Annotated in this window: 15 protein-coding genes; 10 read left to right on the top strand and 5 right to left on the bottom strand. The window is 70.6% G+C overall.

Going from position 1 to position 17649, the window contains the following annotated elements; all coding sequences use genetic code 11:
- Nucleotides 1-19 precede the first annotated feature (19 nt).
- Entirely contained in the window at nucleotides 20-2467 is a 2448-nt protein-coding gene (locus ACY35P_RS07935; protein ID WP_462115295.1) for an ATP-binding protein, read from the bottom strand.
- Between the two features lie 118 nt (nucleotides 2468-2585).
- Here ACY35P_RS07935 and ACY35P_RS07930 point away from each other — a divergent pair, with 118 nt between their 5' ends.
- The 5 genes from ACY35P_RS07930 (at nucleotide 2586) to hemC (ending at nucleotide 5747) form a co-directional block, all read left to right on the top strand.
- On the top strand, nucleotides 2586-2924 hold the full coding sequence (locus ACY35P_RS07930; protein WP_462115294.1) for a four-helix bundle copper-binding protein: 339 nt from the start codon (nucleotides 2586-2588) through the stop codon (nucleotides 2922-2924).
- Between the two features lie 47 nt (nucleotides 2925-2971).
- Entirely contained in the window at nucleotides 2972-3664 is a 693-nt protein-coding gene (locus ACY35P_RS07925) for an alpha/beta hydrolase (RefSeq protein WP_462115293.1), read from the top strand.
- A gap of 75 nt (nucleotides 3665-3739) precedes the next feature.
- Nucleotides 3740-4462 carry a LytR/AlgR family response regulator transcription factor gene (locus ACY35P_RS07920; protein ID WP_462115297.1) on the top strand — a complete coding sequence of 241 codons (723 nt, stop codon included), beginning with the start codon at nucleotides 3740-3742 and terminating at the stop codon, nucleotides 4460-4462.
- Nucleotides 4459-4731: a hypothetical protein gene (locus ACY35P_RS07915; protein WP_462115292.1), complete on the top strand. Its 273-nt coding sequence runs from the start codon at nucleotides 4459-4461 to the stop codon at nucleotides 4729-4731. Before ACY35P_RS07920 ends, ACY35P_RS07915 begins: the two co-directional genes overlap by 4 nt.
- A gap of 53 nt (nucleotides 4732-4784) precedes the next feature.
- On the top strand, nucleotides 4785-5747 hold the full coding sequence (hemC, locus tag ACY35P_RS07910) for a hydroxymethylbilane synthase (protein ID WP_462115291.1): 963 nt from the start codon (nucleotides 4785-4787) through the stop codon (nucleotides 5745-5747).
- Nucleotides 5748-5763: 16 nt separating this feature from the next.
- Here hemC and ACY35P_RS07905 read toward each other — a convergent pair whose 3' ends face one another.
- Genes ACY35P_RS07905 through ACY35P_RS07890 form a run of 4 tightly spaced genes read right to left on the bottom strand, consistent with a single transcriptional unit; the run spans nucleotide 5764 to nucleotide 10801 of the window.
- Complete coding sequence (locus ACY35P_RS07905) at nucleotides 5764-6717, bottom strand: dimethyl sulfoxide reductase anchor subunit family protein (RefSeq protein ID WP_462115290.1); 954 nt, start codon at nucleotides 6715-6717, stop codon at nucleotides 5764-5766.
- A 57-nt stretch (nucleotides 6718-6774) separates the two neighbouring features.
- Nucleotides 6775-7704, bottom strand: a complete 930-nt coding sequence (locus tag ACY35P_RS07900) for a 4Fe-4S dicluster domain-containing protein (protein ID WP_462115289.1) — start codon at nucleotides 7702-7704, stop codon at nucleotides 6775-6777.
- A gap of 2 nt (nucleotides 7705-7706) precedes the next feature.
- Nucleotides 7707-7919: a hypothetical protein gene (locus ACY35P_RS07895; RefSeq protein WP_462115288.1), complete on the bottom strand. Its 213-nt coding sequence runs from the start codon at nucleotides 7917-7919 to the stop codon at nucleotides 7707-7709.
- Entirely contained in the window at nucleotides 7916-10801 is a 2886-nt protein-coding gene (locus ACY35P_RS07890) for a molybdopterin oxidoreductase family protein (RefSeq protein WP_462115287.1), read from the bottom strand. The genes ACY35P_RS07895 and ACY35P_RS07890 overlap by 4 nt, the downstream gene beginning before the upstream one ends.
- 150 nt (nucleotides 10802-10951) lie before the next feature.
- Between ACY35P_RS07890 and ACY35P_RS07885 the strand changes: the two genes are divergently transcribed.
- From ACY35P_RS07885 to ACY35P_RS07865, 5 genes are all read left to right on the top strand, one after another.
- Nucleotides 10952-11920 carry a helix-turn-helix transcriptional regulator gene (locus tag ACY35P_RS07885; RefSeq protein WP_462115286.1) on the top strand — a complete coding sequence of 323 codons (969 nt, stop codon included), beginning with the start codon at nucleotides 10952-10954 and terminating at the stop codon, nucleotides 11918-11920.
- The gene (locus ACY35P_RS07880; protein WP_462115285.1) at nucleotides 11917-12807 is read left to right on the top strand and encodes a patatin-like phospholipase family protein; all 891 of its coding nucleotides are present in this window, start codon (nucleotides 11917-11919) and stop codon (nucleotides 12805-12807) included. The genes ACY35P_RS07885 and ACY35P_RS07880 overlap by 4 nt, the downstream gene beginning before the upstream one ends.
- A gap of 85 nt (nucleotides 12808-12892) precedes the next feature.
- Complete coding sequence (locus ACY35P_RS07875) at nucleotides 12893-13195, top strand: hypothetical protein (protein WP_462115284.1); 303 nt, start codon at nucleotides 12893-12895, stop codon at nucleotides 13193-13195.
- Nucleotides 13196-13263: 68 nt separating this feature from the next.
- Nucleotides 13264-15363 (top strand): prolyl oligopeptidase family serine peptidase, encoded by a 2100-nt coding sequence (locus ACY35P_RS07870; RefSeq protein WP_462115296.1) that lies wholly within the window; start codon nucleotides 13264-13266, stop codon nucleotides 15361-15363.
- 78 nt (nucleotides 15364-15441) lie between these two features.
- The gene (locus ACY35P_RS07865; protein WP_462115283.1) at nucleotides 15442-17568 is read left to right on the top strand and encodes a S9 family peptidase; all 2127 of its coding nucleotides are present in this window, start codon (nucleotides 15442-15444) and stop codon (nucleotides 17566-17568) included.
- Nucleotides 17569-17649: the final 81 nt, after the last annotated feature.

The following is a 17649-nucleotide window of genomic DNA, read 5'->3' as shown; positions in this document are numbered from 1 at the left end:
ACCAGCACGCGCGGCAGGCTCATGCGGGCCCCCGGCTGGGCAGCAACATGCGGAACGTACTGCCGGCGCCGCGCACCGACTCCACCTCGATGCGGCCGCCGAGGGCCTCGACCATCTGCTTCACGAGCGCGAGTCCCAGCCCCACGCCCGGCACGCTCTTGCGACGCAGCGCCTCGACCTGCTCGAACGGCTCGAAAATGCGGTCGAGGTCCTGCGGCTCGATGCCGATGCCGGTGTCGCGCACCTCGATGCGGTGCCAGCCGTCGGACGACGCCAGCCGCAGCACCACTTCGCCCTCCGGTGTGAACTTGTACGCGTTCGACAGCAGGTTGCCGATCGACAGCCGCAGCAGGTCGGAATCGGTGTGCAGCGGGGCGAGCGGCGCGTCGACCTCCAGCCGCGTCGTGAGCCCCGGCGGCGCCTCGTCGTGGCAGGCCGCGATGACCTCGTGCGCGAGCGGTTCAACGTCGACGTCGCCGAGCTTCGCGTCCAGTCGCCCGCTTTCGATCCGCGCGCGGTGCAGCAGCCCTTCGATGAGCGTGGTCATCTGCTGCGTCGCGCGCGTCAGCCGGTCGAGCCGCGTGCGCAGTGCCTCGGGGAATGCGGGATCGCGCGCCAGCAGCTGCAGGTTGAGCGCGAGCGTCGTGAGCGGCGAACGCATCTCGTGCGAGATCATCCCGAGGAAGTAGCCCTTCGCGCTGCTCGCGCGCTCGGCTTCGAGGCGCGCGCCCTCGGCCGCCTGCACGGCCGCCTGCAGTTGCCGGTTCTTCGCGCTCACCCGCAGCGCGAGGTCGGCGAGGTCCGTCGACAGCGTGGCGAGCTCGCCGCGCAGCACGTCGCCGGCGCGCTTGGCCTCCACCAGGTTCGAGACGCGCGCCAGCAGCTCCGCGGCGCCGAAGGGCTTGCCGACGAAGTCCTGCGCGCCGTCGCGCAGCAGCGCGACCCGCACCGCATCGTCGCCGCGCGCGGTCAGCACCAGCACGGGCAGCGCGTCGAGGTCGCGGTCCGCGCGGATCGCACGCAGCAGCGCATCGCCCGGCATGCGCGGCATCATCAGGTCGGTGATCAGCAGGTCGGGCGGCGATGCATGCACCGCGGCGAGCGCGGCCTCGCCGTCCTCGACGGTGTCGACCTCGAAGCGCGGACGCAACGTGGCGACCAGGAGTTCCCGCATCGAGGCATTGTCTTCCGCCACGAGCACGCGCGGCCGCGGGGGCACGTCGGGCGTGGGCTCGACCGGCCGGGGGTCCGCGTCCGTCGGTTGCAGCTCCTGCAGCGCGGCGGCGAGCGCGGTGGCGGCGAAGCCATCGGCGCCACGCAGCTCGCCTTCCGCGCGACGGGCCGGCAGGTGCACGCGGAAGCGCGCGCCGCCCTCGGGTGCATCGTCGAGCGCCACCCGGCCTTCGTGCAGCGCGACGAACTCGCGCACGATCGACAGCCCGAGCCCGGTGCCGCCCCGCGTGCCGTCGCCGTCGTCGACCTGGCGGAAGCGTTCGAACACGGCCTCGCGCTGGTCGGCGGGGATGCCGGGGCCGCTGTCGGCGACGGTGATGTCGAGGCCGTCGGCGGTGGCGACCGACGACAGCCGCACCGTGCCGCCGGATGGCGTGAACCGCAGTGCGTTCGCGAGCAGGTTCACCACGACGCGCTCGATCTTGTCCGCGTCGAACGTGGCCGGGACGCCGCCGGCGACCTCGACGTCGAGTCGCAGGCCCCGCTGCTCGGCCACGCCCTGGAACTGCGCGGCGATGCGGCGCAGCCACGCGCCGCTGTCCTGCGTCGACAGCTGCAGTCGCGCCTGGCCGGCCTCCAGCCGCGCGACGTCGAGCAGGTCGTTGACGTGTCGCAGGAGCACGAGGCCGTTCGAATGGATGGTGCCGACGCGGCGGCGCTGCGTCTCGTCGAGGCGCGGGTCGGCGAGCATCTGCTCGGCCGGCGCGAGGATGAGGGTCAGCGGCGTGCGCAGCTCGTGGCTGACGTTCGCGAAGAACTGCGTGCGCATCGCGTCGAGCTGGCGGACGCGGTTGAACAGCGATTCGAGCTCGCTGTGCGCGACCTCGAGCTTCACTCGTCGCTCCTCCGACAGCCGCGCCGCCTGCACCACCGCCTCGATCTGCGGCTTCACGTAGACCAGCCCGATCGCGGTGGCCACCGACGCGACCGCCGTGGCCGCCTTGAGCAGGCCGGCGGCGACGTAGTCGGGATACCAGGTGGTCCAGATCTCCATGAAGTGCGTGCCGCCGCACAGGCCGATGAACAGGCCGAAGGCGATGAACACCGGGCTGAAGGGCAGGCGCAGCCGGCGCACCAGGCCCCAGAGCAGCAGCGAGATGCCGACGTAGGCGGCGCCGATCAGCAGGTCCGACCCGACGTGCATCCACAGGATGCCGGGCAGCCACAGGTAGCAATGCCCGTGCGGCATGAAATAGGCGCTGTCGCGCAGGGCGGTGTCGAGCCAGGCGGGCATGGCGGGTTCACGGAGAGAGCGTGGCGCGACTATAGGCGAGGCCCGGGGGCCCACGGCCGGCTCGACCTCCCGCCGACGGCTCGCCGGGCATCGTGTTCAGCCCCACGGAGACCGCGCCATGGCGATGCCCCGCGAAGCGATGGACGACTGCATCCGCAACTGCACGGACTGCCATGCGATCTGCGTGGCGACGGTGACTTACTGCCTCGAACAGGGCGGGGCGCATGCCTCGGCCGACCACCTGTCGCTGATGGCGACCTGCGCGGACATCTGCCGCACCAGTGCCGACGCGATGCTGCGCGGCGCCGACGTCCACGTGCACACGTGCCGCGCCTGCGCCGCGATCTGCCGGGCCTGCGCCCAGACGTGCGAGGCGATGGGCGACGATGCGCGCATGCAGGCCTGCGCCGAAGCCTGTCGCCGCTGCGCGGACAGCTGCGAGCGGATGGCCGCCTGATCCGCCGCGCCGGCTATAGTCCGGCCCCCGCCCGACCGGAGCCGACGATGGACCTGCCCGAACGCATCGAAAAGGAGACCGGCCCGTCGCCACGCTGGTCGGTGATCTGGCTGCACGGCCTCGGCGCCGACGGCTACGACTTCGAACCGCTGGTGCCGCAGATCGTGCGCCCGTCGTGGCCGGCGATCCGCTTCGTGTTCCCGCATGCGCCCGTCGCACCGGTGACCATCAACGGCGGCATGCGCATGCGCTCGTGGTACGACATTGTGAGCTTCGACCTCGCGGGGCGTGCCGACGCGAAGGGCGTCGATGCCTCCGTCGCGCGCGTCGAGGCGCTGATCGCGCGCGAGATCGAGCGTGGCGTGCCGGCCTCGCGGATCATCCTCGCCGGTTTCTCGCAGGGCGGCGCGGTGACGCTCGCGGCCGGTCTGCGCCGCGAGGCGCCGCTCGCGGGGCTCGTTGCGCTGTCGACCTACCTGCCGCTCGGCCTCGATGCGCTTGCCGGACTCGGTGCCACGCCGGCGGGCGCGCGACGCCAGCCGGTGTTCGTCGCGCACGGCCGCATGGACCCCGTAGTGCCCTTCGCCGCGGGCGAGGACGCGGCCCGCAGGCTGCGCGAACTGGGCTTCGCGGTCGACTTCCACGCCTATCCGATGCAGCACCAGGTCTGCCCCGAGGAGGTCGATGCCCTGCGCGCCTGGTTCGAGGCGCGACTTTCAGCGGATTCAGCAACTGGGTGACCCGCCGCGTCCACGGACCGCTTTGGAGGCTAATATCGGTCCGGGGGGGTATCGGCGGAGGGGAACGTGGATACGCTGAACGTAGTGGTTGCCGACGACGAGCCGCTGGCTCGCGACCGATTGCGCGTCCTGCTGGAAGACCAGCCGGGCGTGCGCGTGGTCGCGACCGCATCCGACGGCACCCAGGCGCTGCATGCATGCGCCGAACATCATCCGGACCTGGTCCTGCTCGACGTCTCGATGCCGGGGATGGACGGGCTGGAGACGGCGCGGCACCTCGCCGCGAGCGAACCGCGCCCGGCCGTCATCTTCTGCACCGCCTACGACGCGCATGCCGTGTCGGCGTTCGAGGCGGAGGCGCTGGACTACCTGGTCAAGCCGGTGCGGCCCGAACGGCTCGCCGCCGCGCTGGAGCGCGTGCGCAGGCTTACCGCGGTGCGCGGCAACGGCGACGGCGGCACGCGCGGCCGCACGCACCTGTGCGCGCGCCTGCGCGGTTCGCTGCGGCTGATCCCGATCGACGACATCCACTACCTGCAGGCCGAGGAGAAGTACGTCGTCGTGCACCACGCGCGCGGCGAGGACCTCATCGAGGAATCCCTGCGCTCGCTGGAGATCGAATTCGGCGATCGCTTCGTCCGCATCCACCGCAACTGCCTTGTGGCGCGACACGAGCTGCTCGAGCTCAAGCGCACGCCCGATGGCCACGTGCACGCCCTGCTGCGCCACGGCCGGCAGCCGCTCGAGGTGAGCCGCCGCTGCGTCTCGGCCCTGCGCGAGCGGCTCGCGCACCTGTGACCGATCCGGTACCCGACCGCGCCGCCGCCGAAGCCGCGGCCGCGGCCGAGCGCCTGATGGCGCAGGCCCGCCTGCAGCAGGCCATCGAAACCCGGCACGCGGCGAGCGACCGCACCGCCACCACGTGGATCATCGTGGGCGCCACGACGCTGTTCGGCGCGGTGATGGGCGCGCTCGCCGGCGCCCGGCACGGGCACTCGCTCGTCCTGTCGCTGTTGTTCGCCGTCGTCGGCGGGATGCTCGCGGTGGTCCGCCAGCGCGCACTCTGAACCGCCAGGCAAGGCCGGTTGGGCCGCGCGGCGCGATCCGCGACAATGCGTCGATGACCGATACCCCGACGCCCGGCGTGCTGCGCATCGCCACCCGAAAGAGCCCGCTCGCGATGTGGCAGACCGAACACGTCGCCGATCGCCTGCGCGCCGCGCAGCCCGGCCTGCAGGTCGAGTTCGTGCCGCTGAGCACGCGGGGCGACGAGGTGCTCGACCGCTCGCTCGCCGCGATCGGCGGCAAGGGGCTGTTCCTCAAGGAACTCGAGCTCGCGATGCAGCGCGGCGACGCCGACTGCGCGGTGCATTCGCTCAAGGACGTGCCGATGGAGCTCGAGCCCGGTTTCGCCCTCGCCGCGATCCTGCCGCGCGCGGACCATGCCGACGCCTTCGTCAGCAATCGCTATACCGACCTCGAGGCATTGCCGGCGGGCGCGGTGGTGGGCACGTCCTCGCTGCGGCGCCAGGCGCAGGTGCGGGCCCGGCGGCCCGACCTCGTGCTGCGCGACCTGCGCGGCAACGTCAACACGCGCCTTGCCAAGCTCGATGCCGGCGAATACGACGCGATCGTGCTCGCCTGCGCGGGCCTGCAGCGGCTCGGCTTCGACGACCGCATCCGCGCGCGGCTCGACGCGCCCGACTGGCTGCCCGCGCCGGCGCAGGGCGCGATCGCGATCGAATGCCGCGACGGCGACACCGCGACGATCGCGCTGTTCGCCGCGCTCGACGATGCGGCGACGCAGACGCGCGTCGCCGCCGAGCGGGCGATGAACCGCGCGCTGCACGGCTCCTGCCACGTCCCGGTGGCCGCCTTCGCGACGCTCGACGGCGACCGCCTGCACCTGCAGGGCCTGGTCGGGTCGGCGCTCGATGGGCGCTTCGTCCGGGCGGAGGCGGAAGGGCCCGCAGCTTCGCCCGACGCGCTCGGCGAGTCTGTCGCACGCGCCTTGCTGGAGCAGGGCGCGGGTGCGCTGATCGCCGCATCGGCCGAACCGGATACGGGCCCCTTCGTCTCCTGAGCCGGCGGCGCGTGGCTCAGTAGTACAGCGAAACGAGGTGGCGCGCCTCGGCGAAGAACAGCCAGCGCTCCACGAAGGCACCCGCGAGCAGCGACACGGTCGCGAGCACCGTCAGCGCCGTCGCCGCATCGGGCAGCACCCAGCCCAGCGCCAGCGCGAGCGCCGGCACGGTCGAGAACGCAATCACGGCGACCGCGCGCAGGCGAAGTGCGTGCTTGCGTGCCAGCACGAACACCATCTCGCGCGTGACGAAGTTGCCTTCCGTGTGCGGTCGCTCGAAGACGCGTGCTTCGCGCAGCGGCAGCCCGAGCGCATCGCCGCGGGTGGGTAGCGGCGTCGAGTCGATCGCCGCCCAGTAGCGACGCTTGACCAGCACCAGCGCGCCGGACCCGAGCACGGCGAGGAACAGCGTCAGCCGCGACGGCCGCACGTCGAACACCGCGTCGAGCGCGAGGAAGGCGACGCCGCCGGACAGCAGCGAGAACATCGCGTACACCAGCGGCACGGCGCGGTGCGTCCACGCCGGGATCGGCTTCAGCGAGGCGTAGATCATCGCGGTGCAGTAGACCGTGCCGAGGGCGAGCGGGGTCAGCAGCACCGAGGCGACGATCGCGATGGCGAGTCCGGTGCCCTTCGACGCCAGCGGCCCCAGGTCCAGCGCCACGAAGCGCGGCAGCAGCACGAGCGCGAGCATCGCGGCCGGCACGAGCGTCGCGACCGCCACGATGCCTTCGCGCGACAGCCAGGACGTCCGCCACTGCGAGAACGCGCGCCAGGCCCGCAGCGGCTTGCCGAGGTGCCCGACCGAGCACAGCAGGCCGGCGACCGACGCGAGCATGCCGACCAGCAGCGCGGCGAGCAGCGACCGCGGCGACGCGCCGACGATCGCGGCGACGCCGCTCCAGGCCAGCAGGCCGTAGCCGAGGCCCGACAGCGTGGTGAAGAAGATGACGGAGAGGGCGGGATGCATGTCAGGCGGCTCCGTCGGGCGACAGGCGCGGCACGCGCGCGGCGCCGGGATGCAGGTTCATCGCGACAGCATCCGGTCGAGCCAGCGCAGCACGGGCGGCAGCGCACTCGCGTCGAGGGCTTCGGCGACCGGCGCCGCCTCGGGGGTGCCGCGGCGGGGGCGCGGCGGCAGGTACTTGTTCACCGGCTTGTAGCCGAGCTCGGGCATCAGGTCGATACCGCCACGCTCGGCGACGAGCTTGGACACCTTCGATTCCGGGTCCGCGAGATCGCCGAAGTGCCGGGCGCGCGTCGGACAGGCCTGCACGCAGGCCGGCTGGCGTTCGGCCTCGGCGAGGTTCTCGTTGTAGATGCGGTCGATGCAGAGCGTGCATTTCTTCATGACGCCCTCGACGCTGCTGTACTCGCGCGCGCCATACGGGCAGGCCCACGAGCAGAGCTTGCAGCCGATGCACTTGCTCTCGTCGACCAGCACGATGCCGTCCTCGGCGCGCTTGTAGCTCGCGCCGGTCGGGCAGACCGTGACGCAGGCGGGTTCCTCGCAATGCAGGCAGGAGCGCGGGAAATGCAGCGTCATCGCCGGCTGCGCGAGGTCGGCGGCGAGGTTCATCGACGCGCAGCCGGTGCGCGGCGTGGTCGGGCTCGTCGAATCGGGGCTGTCGGGCTGCGGCGGCTGCGCGCGCGCGGCATCTCGACCGACCGCGCGGTCGAGGTCGTCGAGATGCGAGGCGTCGCGCATCGACGTATCGGATTCGCGCGGCCCGAATGGTGGCGTGGTGTCGACGAGCACCGCGGCGAGCTCGTAGCTGTGCACGCGGTTGAACCACACGCCCGTGGGCTTGTCGCCGTACGGCTTCTCGTCCGGCAGTGGCGCGGCGAATCCGCCGGCGTTCCATTCCTTGCAGGCCACCGCACAGGCATGGCAGCCCACGCAGGTGTCGAGGTCGATGACGAGGCCGAGCTTCTTCGGCGTGGGCGGTGGCAGCATCGTCACCGGCGGCGCCCTCCGCGCGCGAGCGCGATGCCGACCAGGAAGATCGCAAGCGGCAGCAGCAGGCTCGGGGCCACGATGCGCATCAGCCCGCCGAGGTCATCGGCCGCCGTGATGTCGCCGAACGGTTCGATCACCCCATAGCCCAGCAGGACGATGAGCAGGAAGCCGAGCGCGACCAGCGCGTAGCCGAGGATGCGTCGCGGCGTCATGAGGCCTCGCGGGTGTCGCGCTCGCGGCGGAAGTCGGCGCCATAGCGGAGGGGACGATCGTCGACTGGGCCGTGCGGCAGCGGCGGGAACTGCGGATGCGAGAGCGCGTCGCCCGGCGCGGCCTTCGCGATGCGCACGCGCAGGTCGAACCACGCGGCCTGTCCGGTGACCGGGTCGGCGTTCGCGTAGTCGCCGTTGGGCGTGATGTCGGAGATCAGGTGGTTGAGCAGGAAGCCCTTGGTGGCTTCGGGCGTGTCCTTGGGCAATTTCCACGCGCCGCGGCGCTTGCCGATCGCGTTCCACGTCCACACCGTGTCGGGCTGCACGTTCGAGGCCATGCGCGCCTGCACGGTGATCGTGCCGTGGTGCGAGGTGACGTCGATCCAGTCCTCGTCGGCGATGCCGTGCCGCGCCGCGGTATCGGGATGCAGGTAGAGGTAATTGCGCGTCGCGATCTGCCGCAGCCAGGCATTCTGGGAATGCCAGGCGTGGTACATGAACATCGGGCGCTGGGTGATCGCGCTCAGCGGGAATTCGCGGTCGCCGGCGTCGCCCATCTGCGCCTGTTCGAACGGTTCGTACCAGATCGGAAGCGGATCGAAATACGTCGCGACGCGATCGCGGTGTTCGGCCGGTGGCACGTGGCTGCCGTGGCCTTGAGCCGCGAGCCGGAACTTCTGCAGCGTCTCCGAATACAGCTGCAGCACGATCGGCTGCGCACTGCCGACGAAGCCCATCGCCTGCGCCCACTCCAGATAGCCGCGATTGGCCATCTTGAAGTAACGCGCGTGCTCGGGAATCTCGCTGCGCCAGAAGCCGTTGTTCTCGATGTAGCGCTCGAGCTGCTGCGGATTCGGCGCGCCCTTGCCCTCGAGCGAGCCGTCCGCGCCGCGCCAGCCGGCCAGCAGGCCGACGCCGGGCGCACGCTCGTGGTGGACGATGTAGTCGGCGTAGTCGCGGTACTTCGGCGTGCCGTCCTCGTTGACGAGGCCCGGGAAGCCGAGTCGCGCGCCGAGGTCGACGAGCACGCTCTGGAAGCCGCGGATATCGCGCGGACGGCCCTGTGCGTCGGGCTGCGTCGCCGGGTCGAAGATCGGATGGCGGATCGCGTCCGCGGCGCCGTCGGCGTCGGAGATCGGGCGGTCGAGCAGGCTGATCGAATCGAAGCGCTCGAGGTAGGTCGGGTCGGGGAACACCAGGTCCGCGTAGGCGACCATCTCCGACGAGTACGCATCGCAGTAGATGATGCGCGGAATGCGGTAGTCGCCCGATTCATCCTTGTCGATGAGCCAGCCGATGGTCTGGGCCGTGTTCATCGACGAATTCCAGCTCATGTTCGCCATGAACATCATGAGCGTGTCGATCCTGTACGGGTTGCCTGCCCATGCGTTGCGGATGACGGTGTGCATCATGCCGTGCGCGGCGAGCGGGTAGCCCCACGAGAAGGCATGGTCGATGCGGCGCGGCGCGCCGTGTTCGTCGACGACGAGGTCCTCGGGACCGTGCACGAAGCCGAGCGGCGGGGCGTCGAGCACGCCGTTCGCCTGCCGCGTGCGGCCCGGGCGGTTCGGCGGCGGAATCGGCTTGGGGAACGGCGGCTGGTAGCGGAACGAGCCGGGCGTATCGACCGCACCGAGCAGCAGTTGCAGCACGTGCAGCGCGCGGCAGGTGTGGAAGCCGTTGCTGTGCGCGCTGATGCCGCGCATGGCATGCATCGACACGGGACGGCCGACCATCTCCGCGTGCTCGCGGCCCCAGGCATCGGTCCATGTCACCGGCAGGCGGATCTCATGGTCGAACGCGTTCTCGGCGAGTTCGCGGGCGACGCGGCGGATGGTGTCGGCGGGAATGCCGCAACGTTCGCTGACCGCATCCGGTGCGTACTGCGCATCCATGTAGCGTTCGGCGAGCAGCTGGAAGGACGGCACCGCTGTGCGCCCGTCGGCCAGCGCGTACTCCCCGACGACGGCGGGCCGCACGTCGATCGAATTCGCATCGACGGGCGACGACGTCGCGCGGTCGAAGCACAAAGGGCGACCTTCCGCGTCGCGCGCGAACAAGCCGTCGTCCGGTGCGCCCGGATCGCGGATCACGAGCCAGTGCGCATTGGTGTAACGCACGAGGTAGTCGAGGTCGATGCGGTCGGTGCGCAGCAGCTCGTGGATCAGCGCGAAGGCGAACAGGCCGTCGGTGCCGGGGCGGATGCCGATCCATTCGTCCGCGATCGCGCCGTAGCCGGTGCGCACCGGATTCACCGACACGATCTTCGCGCCACGGCCCTTGAGGTGGCCGAGGCCGAGCTTGATCGGATTGGAGTCGTGGTCCTCGGCGACGCCCCAGAGCATCAGGTAGCGCGTGCGCTCCCAGTCGGGCTCACCGAATTCCCAGAAGCTGCCGCCGAGCGTGTACAGCCCGCCCGCGGCCATGTTCACCGAGCAGAAGCCGCCGTGCGCGGCGTAGTTCACCGTACCGAACTGCTGCGCCCACCAGCCGGTCAGGGCCTGGCTCTGGTCGCGGCCCGTGAAGAAGGCCAGCTCGTCCGGGTTGCGCTCGCGGATCGGCTTGAGCCATGAGGTGGCGAGGTCGAGCGCCTCGTCCCACGAGATCTCGCGGAACTCGCCCTTGCCGCGCTCGCCCACCCGCAGCAGCGGCCGCGAGAGCCGCGCCGGCGAGTAGTGCTGCATGATCCCGGCCGAGCCCTTGGCGCAGAGCACGCCCTTGTTGACCGGATGCTCGGGATTGCCCTGGATGTAGCGGATCCGCCCGTCCTGCAGCCAGACCTTGATTCCGCAGCGGCAGGCGCACATGTAACAGGTGGTGGTGCGGACTTCGTCGCCCGGGGTGGGGGACGTGTCGATCACCGGTTCGGAAGGGCCGCGCATGCCGGCCATTGTGCCCGAGCCCCGCGTCGCACCGACCCTTTCACGACTCTGCGCGCCCCCTGCGGCGACACTGCCGCTGCCCCACGGCCCTAGCCGCTGACGCCCGCGCGGTGCCATGCTTGTCGCAGCCGGCCCCGAGACTGGACCCTGATGGAACGCATCGAACGCATCCACGCCCTCCACCGCATCCTCAGCGCGGCCCGCTACCCGGTGACGGTGCAGCGCCTGCAGGAGGAACTGCAGTGCTCGCGCGCGACGGTCTACCGCGACCTCGCCTATCTGCGCGATTACCTGATGGCGCCCGTCGTCGGCAACGGCGAAGCCGGCTTCCGCTACGACCACAGCGACGGCACGCGCTTCGAGCTACCCGGGCTTTGGCTGTCGTCCGAGGAACTCTATTCCCTGCTCGCCGCGCAGCAGCTGCTGGTGCGTTCCGGCGGCGGCGTGCTGTCGAATGCGCTCGCGCCGCTGCAGCAACGCATCGAGAAGCTGCTCGGCGAGCACGCCGGCGGCCGCCGCGTACCGGTCGAACGCGTCCGCGTCATCCCGCACCGCCGGCGCCGGCTGGACGAGGCGAGCTTCCGCAACGTGGCCACCGCCGTGCTCGACCGTCGCAAGCTGGTCTTCGAGTACCGCGCGCGCTCGACCGACGAGAAGACGCGCCGCACCGTCTCGCCGCAGCGGCTGACGCATTACCGCGAGAACTGGTACCTCGACTGCTGGGACCACGAGCGCGAGGCACTGCGCAGCTTCTCGGTGGACCGCATCGTCAACGCGAAGGTGCAGGACGAGGCCGCGCGCGACGTCTCCGACGAGGAGCTCGACCGCCAGCTGTCGTCCAGCTACGGCATCTTCTCGGGCGCTCCGAAGGGCTGGGCGACGATCGTCTTCAGCCCGAAGTCGGCGCGCTGGGTGGCCGACGAGCACTGGCATTCGCAGCAGCAGGGCCGTTTCCTGCCGGACGGCCGCTACGAGCTCAAGGTGCCCTACAGCACCGCGCGCGAGCTGCTCATGGACGTCATGCACTACGGCGCCGACGCCGAAATCATCGAGCCCGCCGCCCTGCGCGAGCAGGCCCGCACGCACCTGCAGCTGGCCCTGAGCAACTACGAGCGGTGACCCCGCAGGCGACGATGGAGCCGATCGCGCTGGTCCTCGGCGCCGGCGGCGCGCGCGGCCTCGCGCAGATCGGCGTGATCGAGGCGCTGGAGGCGCGCGGCTTTCCCGTCGCGGCCGTGGCGGGCAGTTCGATCGGCGCGCTCATCGGCGGCCTCTACGCCGCCGGCAAGCTGACCGACTACCGCGACTGGCTCACGCCGCTGGAGCGCAGCGACATCCTGCGCCTGCTCGATCCCGCCTTCTCCGCGCCCGCGCTGTTCCGCGGCGAACGCATCCTCGCCGAGATGCGGCGCATCGCCGGTTCGCCGAAGATCGAGGACCTGCCGGTGCCGCTCACCGTGGTCGCGGTCGACCTGATGCGCCAGCGCGAGGTCTGGCTGCGCGAAGGCGACCTGTGGGACGCGGTTCGCGCCTCGATGGCGATCCCGGGCGTGTTCACCCCGCACGTGGTGCGTGGCCGCGCGCTGGTCGACGGCGGCATCCTCGCGCCGTTGCCGATCACCGCGACCCGCCTGTCCGGGGCGCATCGGCTCGTGGCCGTCGACATGCATGGTTTTCCGTCGCAGCCGCCGGCGCCGGTCGCGCATCCCGTGCCGGCCGACGAGGCGGGCGAGGGCGCGTCGCTGTTCGACCGGTGGATGCGGCGCTTCGGCGACGCGGCCGCGCCGGAGGCCTCGCGTGCGATCGGTTTCACGGAACTGATGGCGCGCTCGCTGGACACCATGCAGGCGCAGATCGCGCGCGTGCAGATGGCGCTGGACCCGCCGGAGATCGTCATCCGCATTCCGCGCGATGCCTGCCAGTTCTACGAGTTCTGGCGCGCCCGCGAGCTGGTCGATATCGGCCGCGCCTGCGCCGACAAGGCGCTCGACGCCGCGGGCTACTGACCGCCGGACGGACGGCCTGCGGCATCGCAGCCGGTGAGATGGCGCGGGGGGATGGTGATCGCCCGTTCACTGCCGCTCGCCGCCCATGACGACTCCCGCCCGAACCCCGTGCTCCGTCCTCGACGAGATCCTCTGCACCGCGCTCGCGGTCGGCACCGCGCTGGTGGTGCTGCTGCCGGCGGCCCGCGGCGATTCGCCGGTGGGCTGGCTGCCGATGTGGCTGGTGGCGATGCCTGCGGTGGCCTGGTGGGCGCTGCACGGCTTCGCCATGCCCGCGCGGGATATGGAGCGCGCCGCAGTCCCGGTGCGCGCGGTTCGCCGCAGCCTGCCGCAGGCGCGGCGCGCGGCCCGTCCCGCGCGCCGCGGCGGGGCCCGCCGCGCGGCGTGACTTCGGGCCGTTAGGCCCCGCGGATCGCTGTGCTAGCGTCCGGGCTTCCCATTTCCATGCCCGACGCGATGACCCTGCGCAATTCCGGACTGCTGTTCGCTGCCGTGCTGGCCACCTCGGGCGCCGTCCAGGCGCAGGAGGCCACCATGAAACCCGATCCCTACCTCTGGCTCGAGGACGTCACCGGCGAGCGTCCGCTCGACTGGGTGCGCGCGCAGAACGCGAAGACCGAAGCCGAGCTCGCATCGACGCCGCGGTTCAAGCAGCTCGAATCCGACATCCGCGCGATTCTCGATTCGAACGCGAAGATCCCGACCGTCGAGAAGATCGGCGCGTACTACTACAACTTCTGGAAGGACGCGCAGCACGAGCGCGGCGTCTGGCGGCGCACGACGCTCGAGGAATACCGCAAGGCCGAGCCCGCATGGGAGACGGTGCTCGACATCGACGCGCTCAACAGGGCCGAAGGCGCGAAGTGGGTCTTCCACGGCGCCAACTGCCTCAAGCCGGACTACGAGCGCTGCCTGGTCGCACTGTCCAACGGCGGCGCGGACGCGGACGTCACGCGCGAGTTCGACCTGTCGAAGAAGGACTTCGTCGCCGACGGCTTCTTCCGCCCGGAAGCCAAGGGCGGCATGGACTGGATCGACCGCGATCGCACCTACGTCTACACCGACTTCGGCCCGGGCTCGATGACGCCGTCCGGCTATCCGCGCATCGTCAAGGAATGGCGTCGCGGCACGCCGCTGGCCGAGGCGAAGGTGGTGTACGAGGGCACCGATGCCGACATGTACATCGCCGCGTTGCACGACCACACGGCCGGCTTCGAGCGCGATTTCGTCACGCGCACGATCGCCTTCTACAACGACGAGCTCCACCTGCGCGACCGCGACGGCACGCTGACCAAGATCGACGCGCCCAATTCCGCGCAGAAGAACGTGCATCGCGAATGGCTCACGCTCGAACTGCGCGAGCCGTACACGGCGGGCGGAAAGACCTACAAGGCCGGCAGCCTCATCGCCACGAAGTTCGACGCCTTCATGGCCGGCAAGCGCGATTTCGACGTGCTGTTCGAGCCGGATGAGCACCGTTCCCTCGCCGGCACGACGTGGACGCGGCACCATCTCGTGCTGAACGTCCTGCAGGACGTGAAGAACCGCCTCAGCGTGCTCACCCCCGGCGCGACCGGCTGGACCCGGACCGAATTCACCGGCGCTCCGGCGTTCGGCGCGCTGGACGTCAGCGCGGTCGATCCGGACGAGAGCGACGCGGTCTGGCTCACGGCGACGGACTTCCTGACGCCCACCACCCTCTCGCTCGCCACGATCGGCCAGGCGCCGGAAACGCTGAAGTCGATGCCCGCGTTCTTCGACGCCTCGAAGCACGTGATCGAGCAGCACTTCGCGACGTCGAAGGACGGCACGAAGGTTCCGTACTTCCTGGTGCGGCCGAAGGCGCTGAAGATCGACGGCACCGCACCGACGCTGCTCTACGGCTACGGCGGCTTCGAGGTGTCCGTCACGCCGTCGTATTCGGGCGGCATCGGCAAGGGCTGGCTCGACAAGGGCGGCGTCTACGTCGTCGCCAACATCCGCGGCGGCGGCGAATACGGGCCGCGCTGGCACCAGGCCGCGCTCAAGGCCAATCGCCACCGGGCGTACGAGGACTTCGCCGCGGTCGCGAAGGACCTCGTCGCGCGCAAGTTCACCAGCGCGAAGCACCTCGGCATCCAGGGCGGCAGCAATGGCGGCCTGCTGATGGGCAACATGCTGATGCAGTACCCGGAGCTGTTCGGCGCCGTCGTGGTGTCGGTGCCGCTGCTCGACATGAAGCGCTACAGCCACCTGCTGGCGGGCGCGTCGTGGATGGCGGAATACGGCGACCCCGACACGGCGGACTGGGACTTCATCCGCACGTTCTCGCCCTACCACCTGTTCGATGCGTCCAAGACCTATCCGCCCGCGTTCTTCATGACCTCGACCCGCGACGACCGCGTGCATCCGGGCCATGCACGCAAGATGGCGGCGATGATGCTCGACGCCGGCAAGGACGTCCGTTACTACGAGAACATCGAGGGCGGCCACGGCGGGGCGGCGAACAATGCGCAGTCCGCGCGCATGAACGCGCTGTCGCTCACCTTCCTCTGGACCACGCTCGGCGGGAAATGACCTCCGCCGCGCGCCATGGCTGACGCCAGGGCCGCCTCCGGGCGGCTTTGGCTTTTTCTTACCGCAGGGACCTGCACAATGCGCCCCCTCCTGACGCTTCTCATCGCCGCGCTCATGACCACTTCCTCGCACGCCGCCGACCAGCCCACGCCCCCCGACGCCGCGCGCAAGCCGCACGTGGTGAAGGCGCCCCACGGCGCCACGCGCAACGACGAGTACTACTGGCTGCGCGACGACAGCCGGAAGAACCCGGAGATGCTCGCCTACCTCAATGCCGAGAACGCCTACGCCGATGCCTACATGCAGCGGCTCAAGCCGGTCGAGGATCGCGTGTATGACGAGATCGTCGGCCGCATCAAGCAGGACGACAGCTCGGTGCCCTTCCAGCAACGCGGCTACTGGTACTACAGCCGCTTCGAGACCGGGCAGGACTATCCGGTGCACGCGCGCCGCAAGGGCACGATGGACGCGCCCGAGGAAGTGCTGCTGGACGTCAACGCACTCGCGAAGGGCCGCGACTACTACAGCGTGGGCACCTACGAGATCAGCCAGGACAACCGGCTCATGGCCTACGCCGACGACACCGTCGGCCGCCGCCAGTACGTGATCCGCTTCCGCAACCTCGAGACGGGCGAGGCCTATCCCGACGCGATCCCCGGCGTGTCGGCGAACGTCGTCTGGGCCGACGACGGGCGTACTGTCTTCTACATCGAGAACGATCCCGAGACGCTGCTGACCAAGCGCGTGAAGAAGCACGTGCTCGGCACGCCGGTGGCGCAGGACCCGGTGGTCTACGAGGAGAAGGACGACAGCTTCTACATGGGCATCGACCGCACCCGCGACGACCGCTTCATCTGCATCTCGATGAGCAGCACCGTCTCCGACGAGATGCGCTGCGCGCCGGCGGGCGATCCGTCCGACTTCTTCGTGCTCGCCCCGCGCGCGCGCGACGTCGAGTACAGCGCCGACCATCACGACGGGCGCTGGGTGATCCGCACCAATGCGGACGGCGCCACGAACTTCAAGCTGATGACCGCGCCGACCGACGCGCGCTCGCGCAAGCAGTGGAAGGAGTGGATCGCGCACCGCGACGACGTCTTCATCGACGACTTCGAGCTGTTCGACGGCTTCACCGCGATCGCCGAGCGTTCCGGCGGCCTGGAGCGCCTGCGCCTGCTGAAGGCCGACGGCGAGGACTACGTCAAGGCGGACGAGTCGGCGTACAGCATGGGCCTGTCGACCAACGCCGAGCCGGACACCGACTGGCTGCGCTACACGTACACCTCGCTCACCACGCCCGCGACGACGTACGAGCTCAACGTGAAGACCGGCGAGCGCCGCCTGCTCAAGCAGCAGCCGGTGATCGGCTACGACCCGTCGAAGTACGTGACCGAGCGCCTGTGGGCGACCGCGCGCGACGGCACGAAGGTGCCGGTGTCGGTCGTCTACCGGAAGGGCCTGGAGAAGAACGGCACCGCGGCGCTGCTGCAGTACGGCTACGGCAGCTACGGCATGTCGATGGACCCGGACTTCAACCTGCCGGTGGTGAGCCTGCTGGATCGCGGCATGGTCTACGCCATCGCGCACATCCGCGGCGGCGAGGAGATGGGCCGCCGCTGGTACGACGACGGCAAGCTCCTGCGCAAGCAGAACACGTTCACGGACTTCATCGACGTCACCGACTTCCTGGTGAAGGAAGGCTATGCCTCATCGGGGCGCGTCGCGGCCTATGGCGGCAGCGCGGGTGGGCTGCTGATGGGCGCGATCAGCAACATGGCGCCCGAGAAGTACCGCCTCATCCTGTCGCAGGTGCCGTTCGTGGACGTGGTGACGACGATGCTCGATCCGACGATCCCGCTCACCACCAACGAGTACGACGAGTGGGGCAATCCGGAGAAGAAGAACTTCTACGAGTACATGCTGACGTACTCGCCCTACGACAACCTCGCGAAGAAGGCCTACCCGGCGATGTTCGTCGGCACGGGCCTCTGGGACTCGCAGGTCCAGTACTGGGAGCCGGCGAAGTACGTCGCGCGCCTGCGCGACGTGAACACCTCGACGCAGCCGGTGCTCTTCCGCACCAACATGGATGCCGGTCACGGCGGCAAGTCCGGCCGTTTCCGCCGTTATCGCGAACTCGCCGAGATGTATGCCTTCGCGCTCGATCGACTCGGGGTGGCGGGCACCGCAACGCCGGCGAAGTGACGCGCGTGAACGCGCGCCGCGCGACCGTACGCGGCGGCGGCGACGTGCCCCGCCGGCCCGCGGCGTCGGTCGAGGCCGGGG

It is taken from the genome of Lysobacter xanthus (assembly GCF_047159895.1).
This window is presented reverse-complemented; position numbering and strand designations above follow the sequence as displayed.

Excerpts from the sequence above, each read along its gene's own strand:
- ACY35P_RS07935 (WP_462115295.1), bottom strand. The coding sequence starts at position 2,467 with ATGCCCGCCTGGCTCGACACCGCCCTGCGCGACAGCGCCTATTTCATG.
- ACY35P_RS07930 (WP_462115294.1), top strand. The coding sequence starts at position 2,586 with ATGGCGATGCCCCGCGAAGCGATGGACGACTGCATCCGCAACTGCACG.
- ACY35P_RS07925 (WP_462115293.1), top strand. The coding sequence starts at position 2,972 with ATGGACCTGCCCGAACGCATCGAAAAGGAGACCGGCCCGTCGCCACGC.
- hemC (WP_462115291.1), top strand. The coding sequence starts at position 4,785 with ATGACCGATACCCCGACGCCCGGCGTGCTGCGCATCGCCACCCGAAAG.
- ACY35P_RS07905 (WP_462115290.1), bottom strand. The coding sequence starts at position 6,717 with ATGCATCCCGCCCTCTCCGTCATCTTCTTCACCACGCTGTCGGGCCTC.
- ACY35P_RS07900 (WP_462115289.1), bottom strand. The coding sequence starts at position 7,704 with ATGCTGCCACCGCCCACGCCGAAGAAGCTCGGCCTCGTCATCGACCTC.
- ACY35P_RS07895 (WP_462115288.1), bottom strand. The coding sequence starts at position 7,919 with ATGACGCCGCGACGCATCCTCGGCTACGCGCTGGTCGCGCTCGGCTTC.
- ACY35P_RS07890 (WP_462115287.1), bottom strand. The coding sequence starts at position 10,801 with ATGCGCGGCCCTTCCGAACCGGTGATCGACACGTCCCCCACCCCGGGC.
- ACY35P_RS07885 (WP_462115286.1), top strand. The coding sequence starts at position 10,952 with ATGGAACGCATCGAACGCATCCACGCCCTCCACCGCATCCTCAGCGCG.
- ACY35P_RS07875 (WP_462115284.1), top strand. The coding sequence starts at position 12,893 with ATGACGACTCCCGCCCGAACCCCGTGCTCCGTCCTCGACGAGATCCTC.
- ACY35P_RS07870 (WP_462115296.1), top strand. The coding sequence starts at position 13,264 with ATGACCCTGCGCAATTCCGGACTGCTGTTCGCTGCCGTGCTGGCCACC.
- ACY35P_RS07865 (WP_462115283.1), top strand. The coding sequence starts at position 15,442 with ATGCGCCCCCTCCTGACGCTTCTCATCGCCGCGCTCATGACCACTTCC.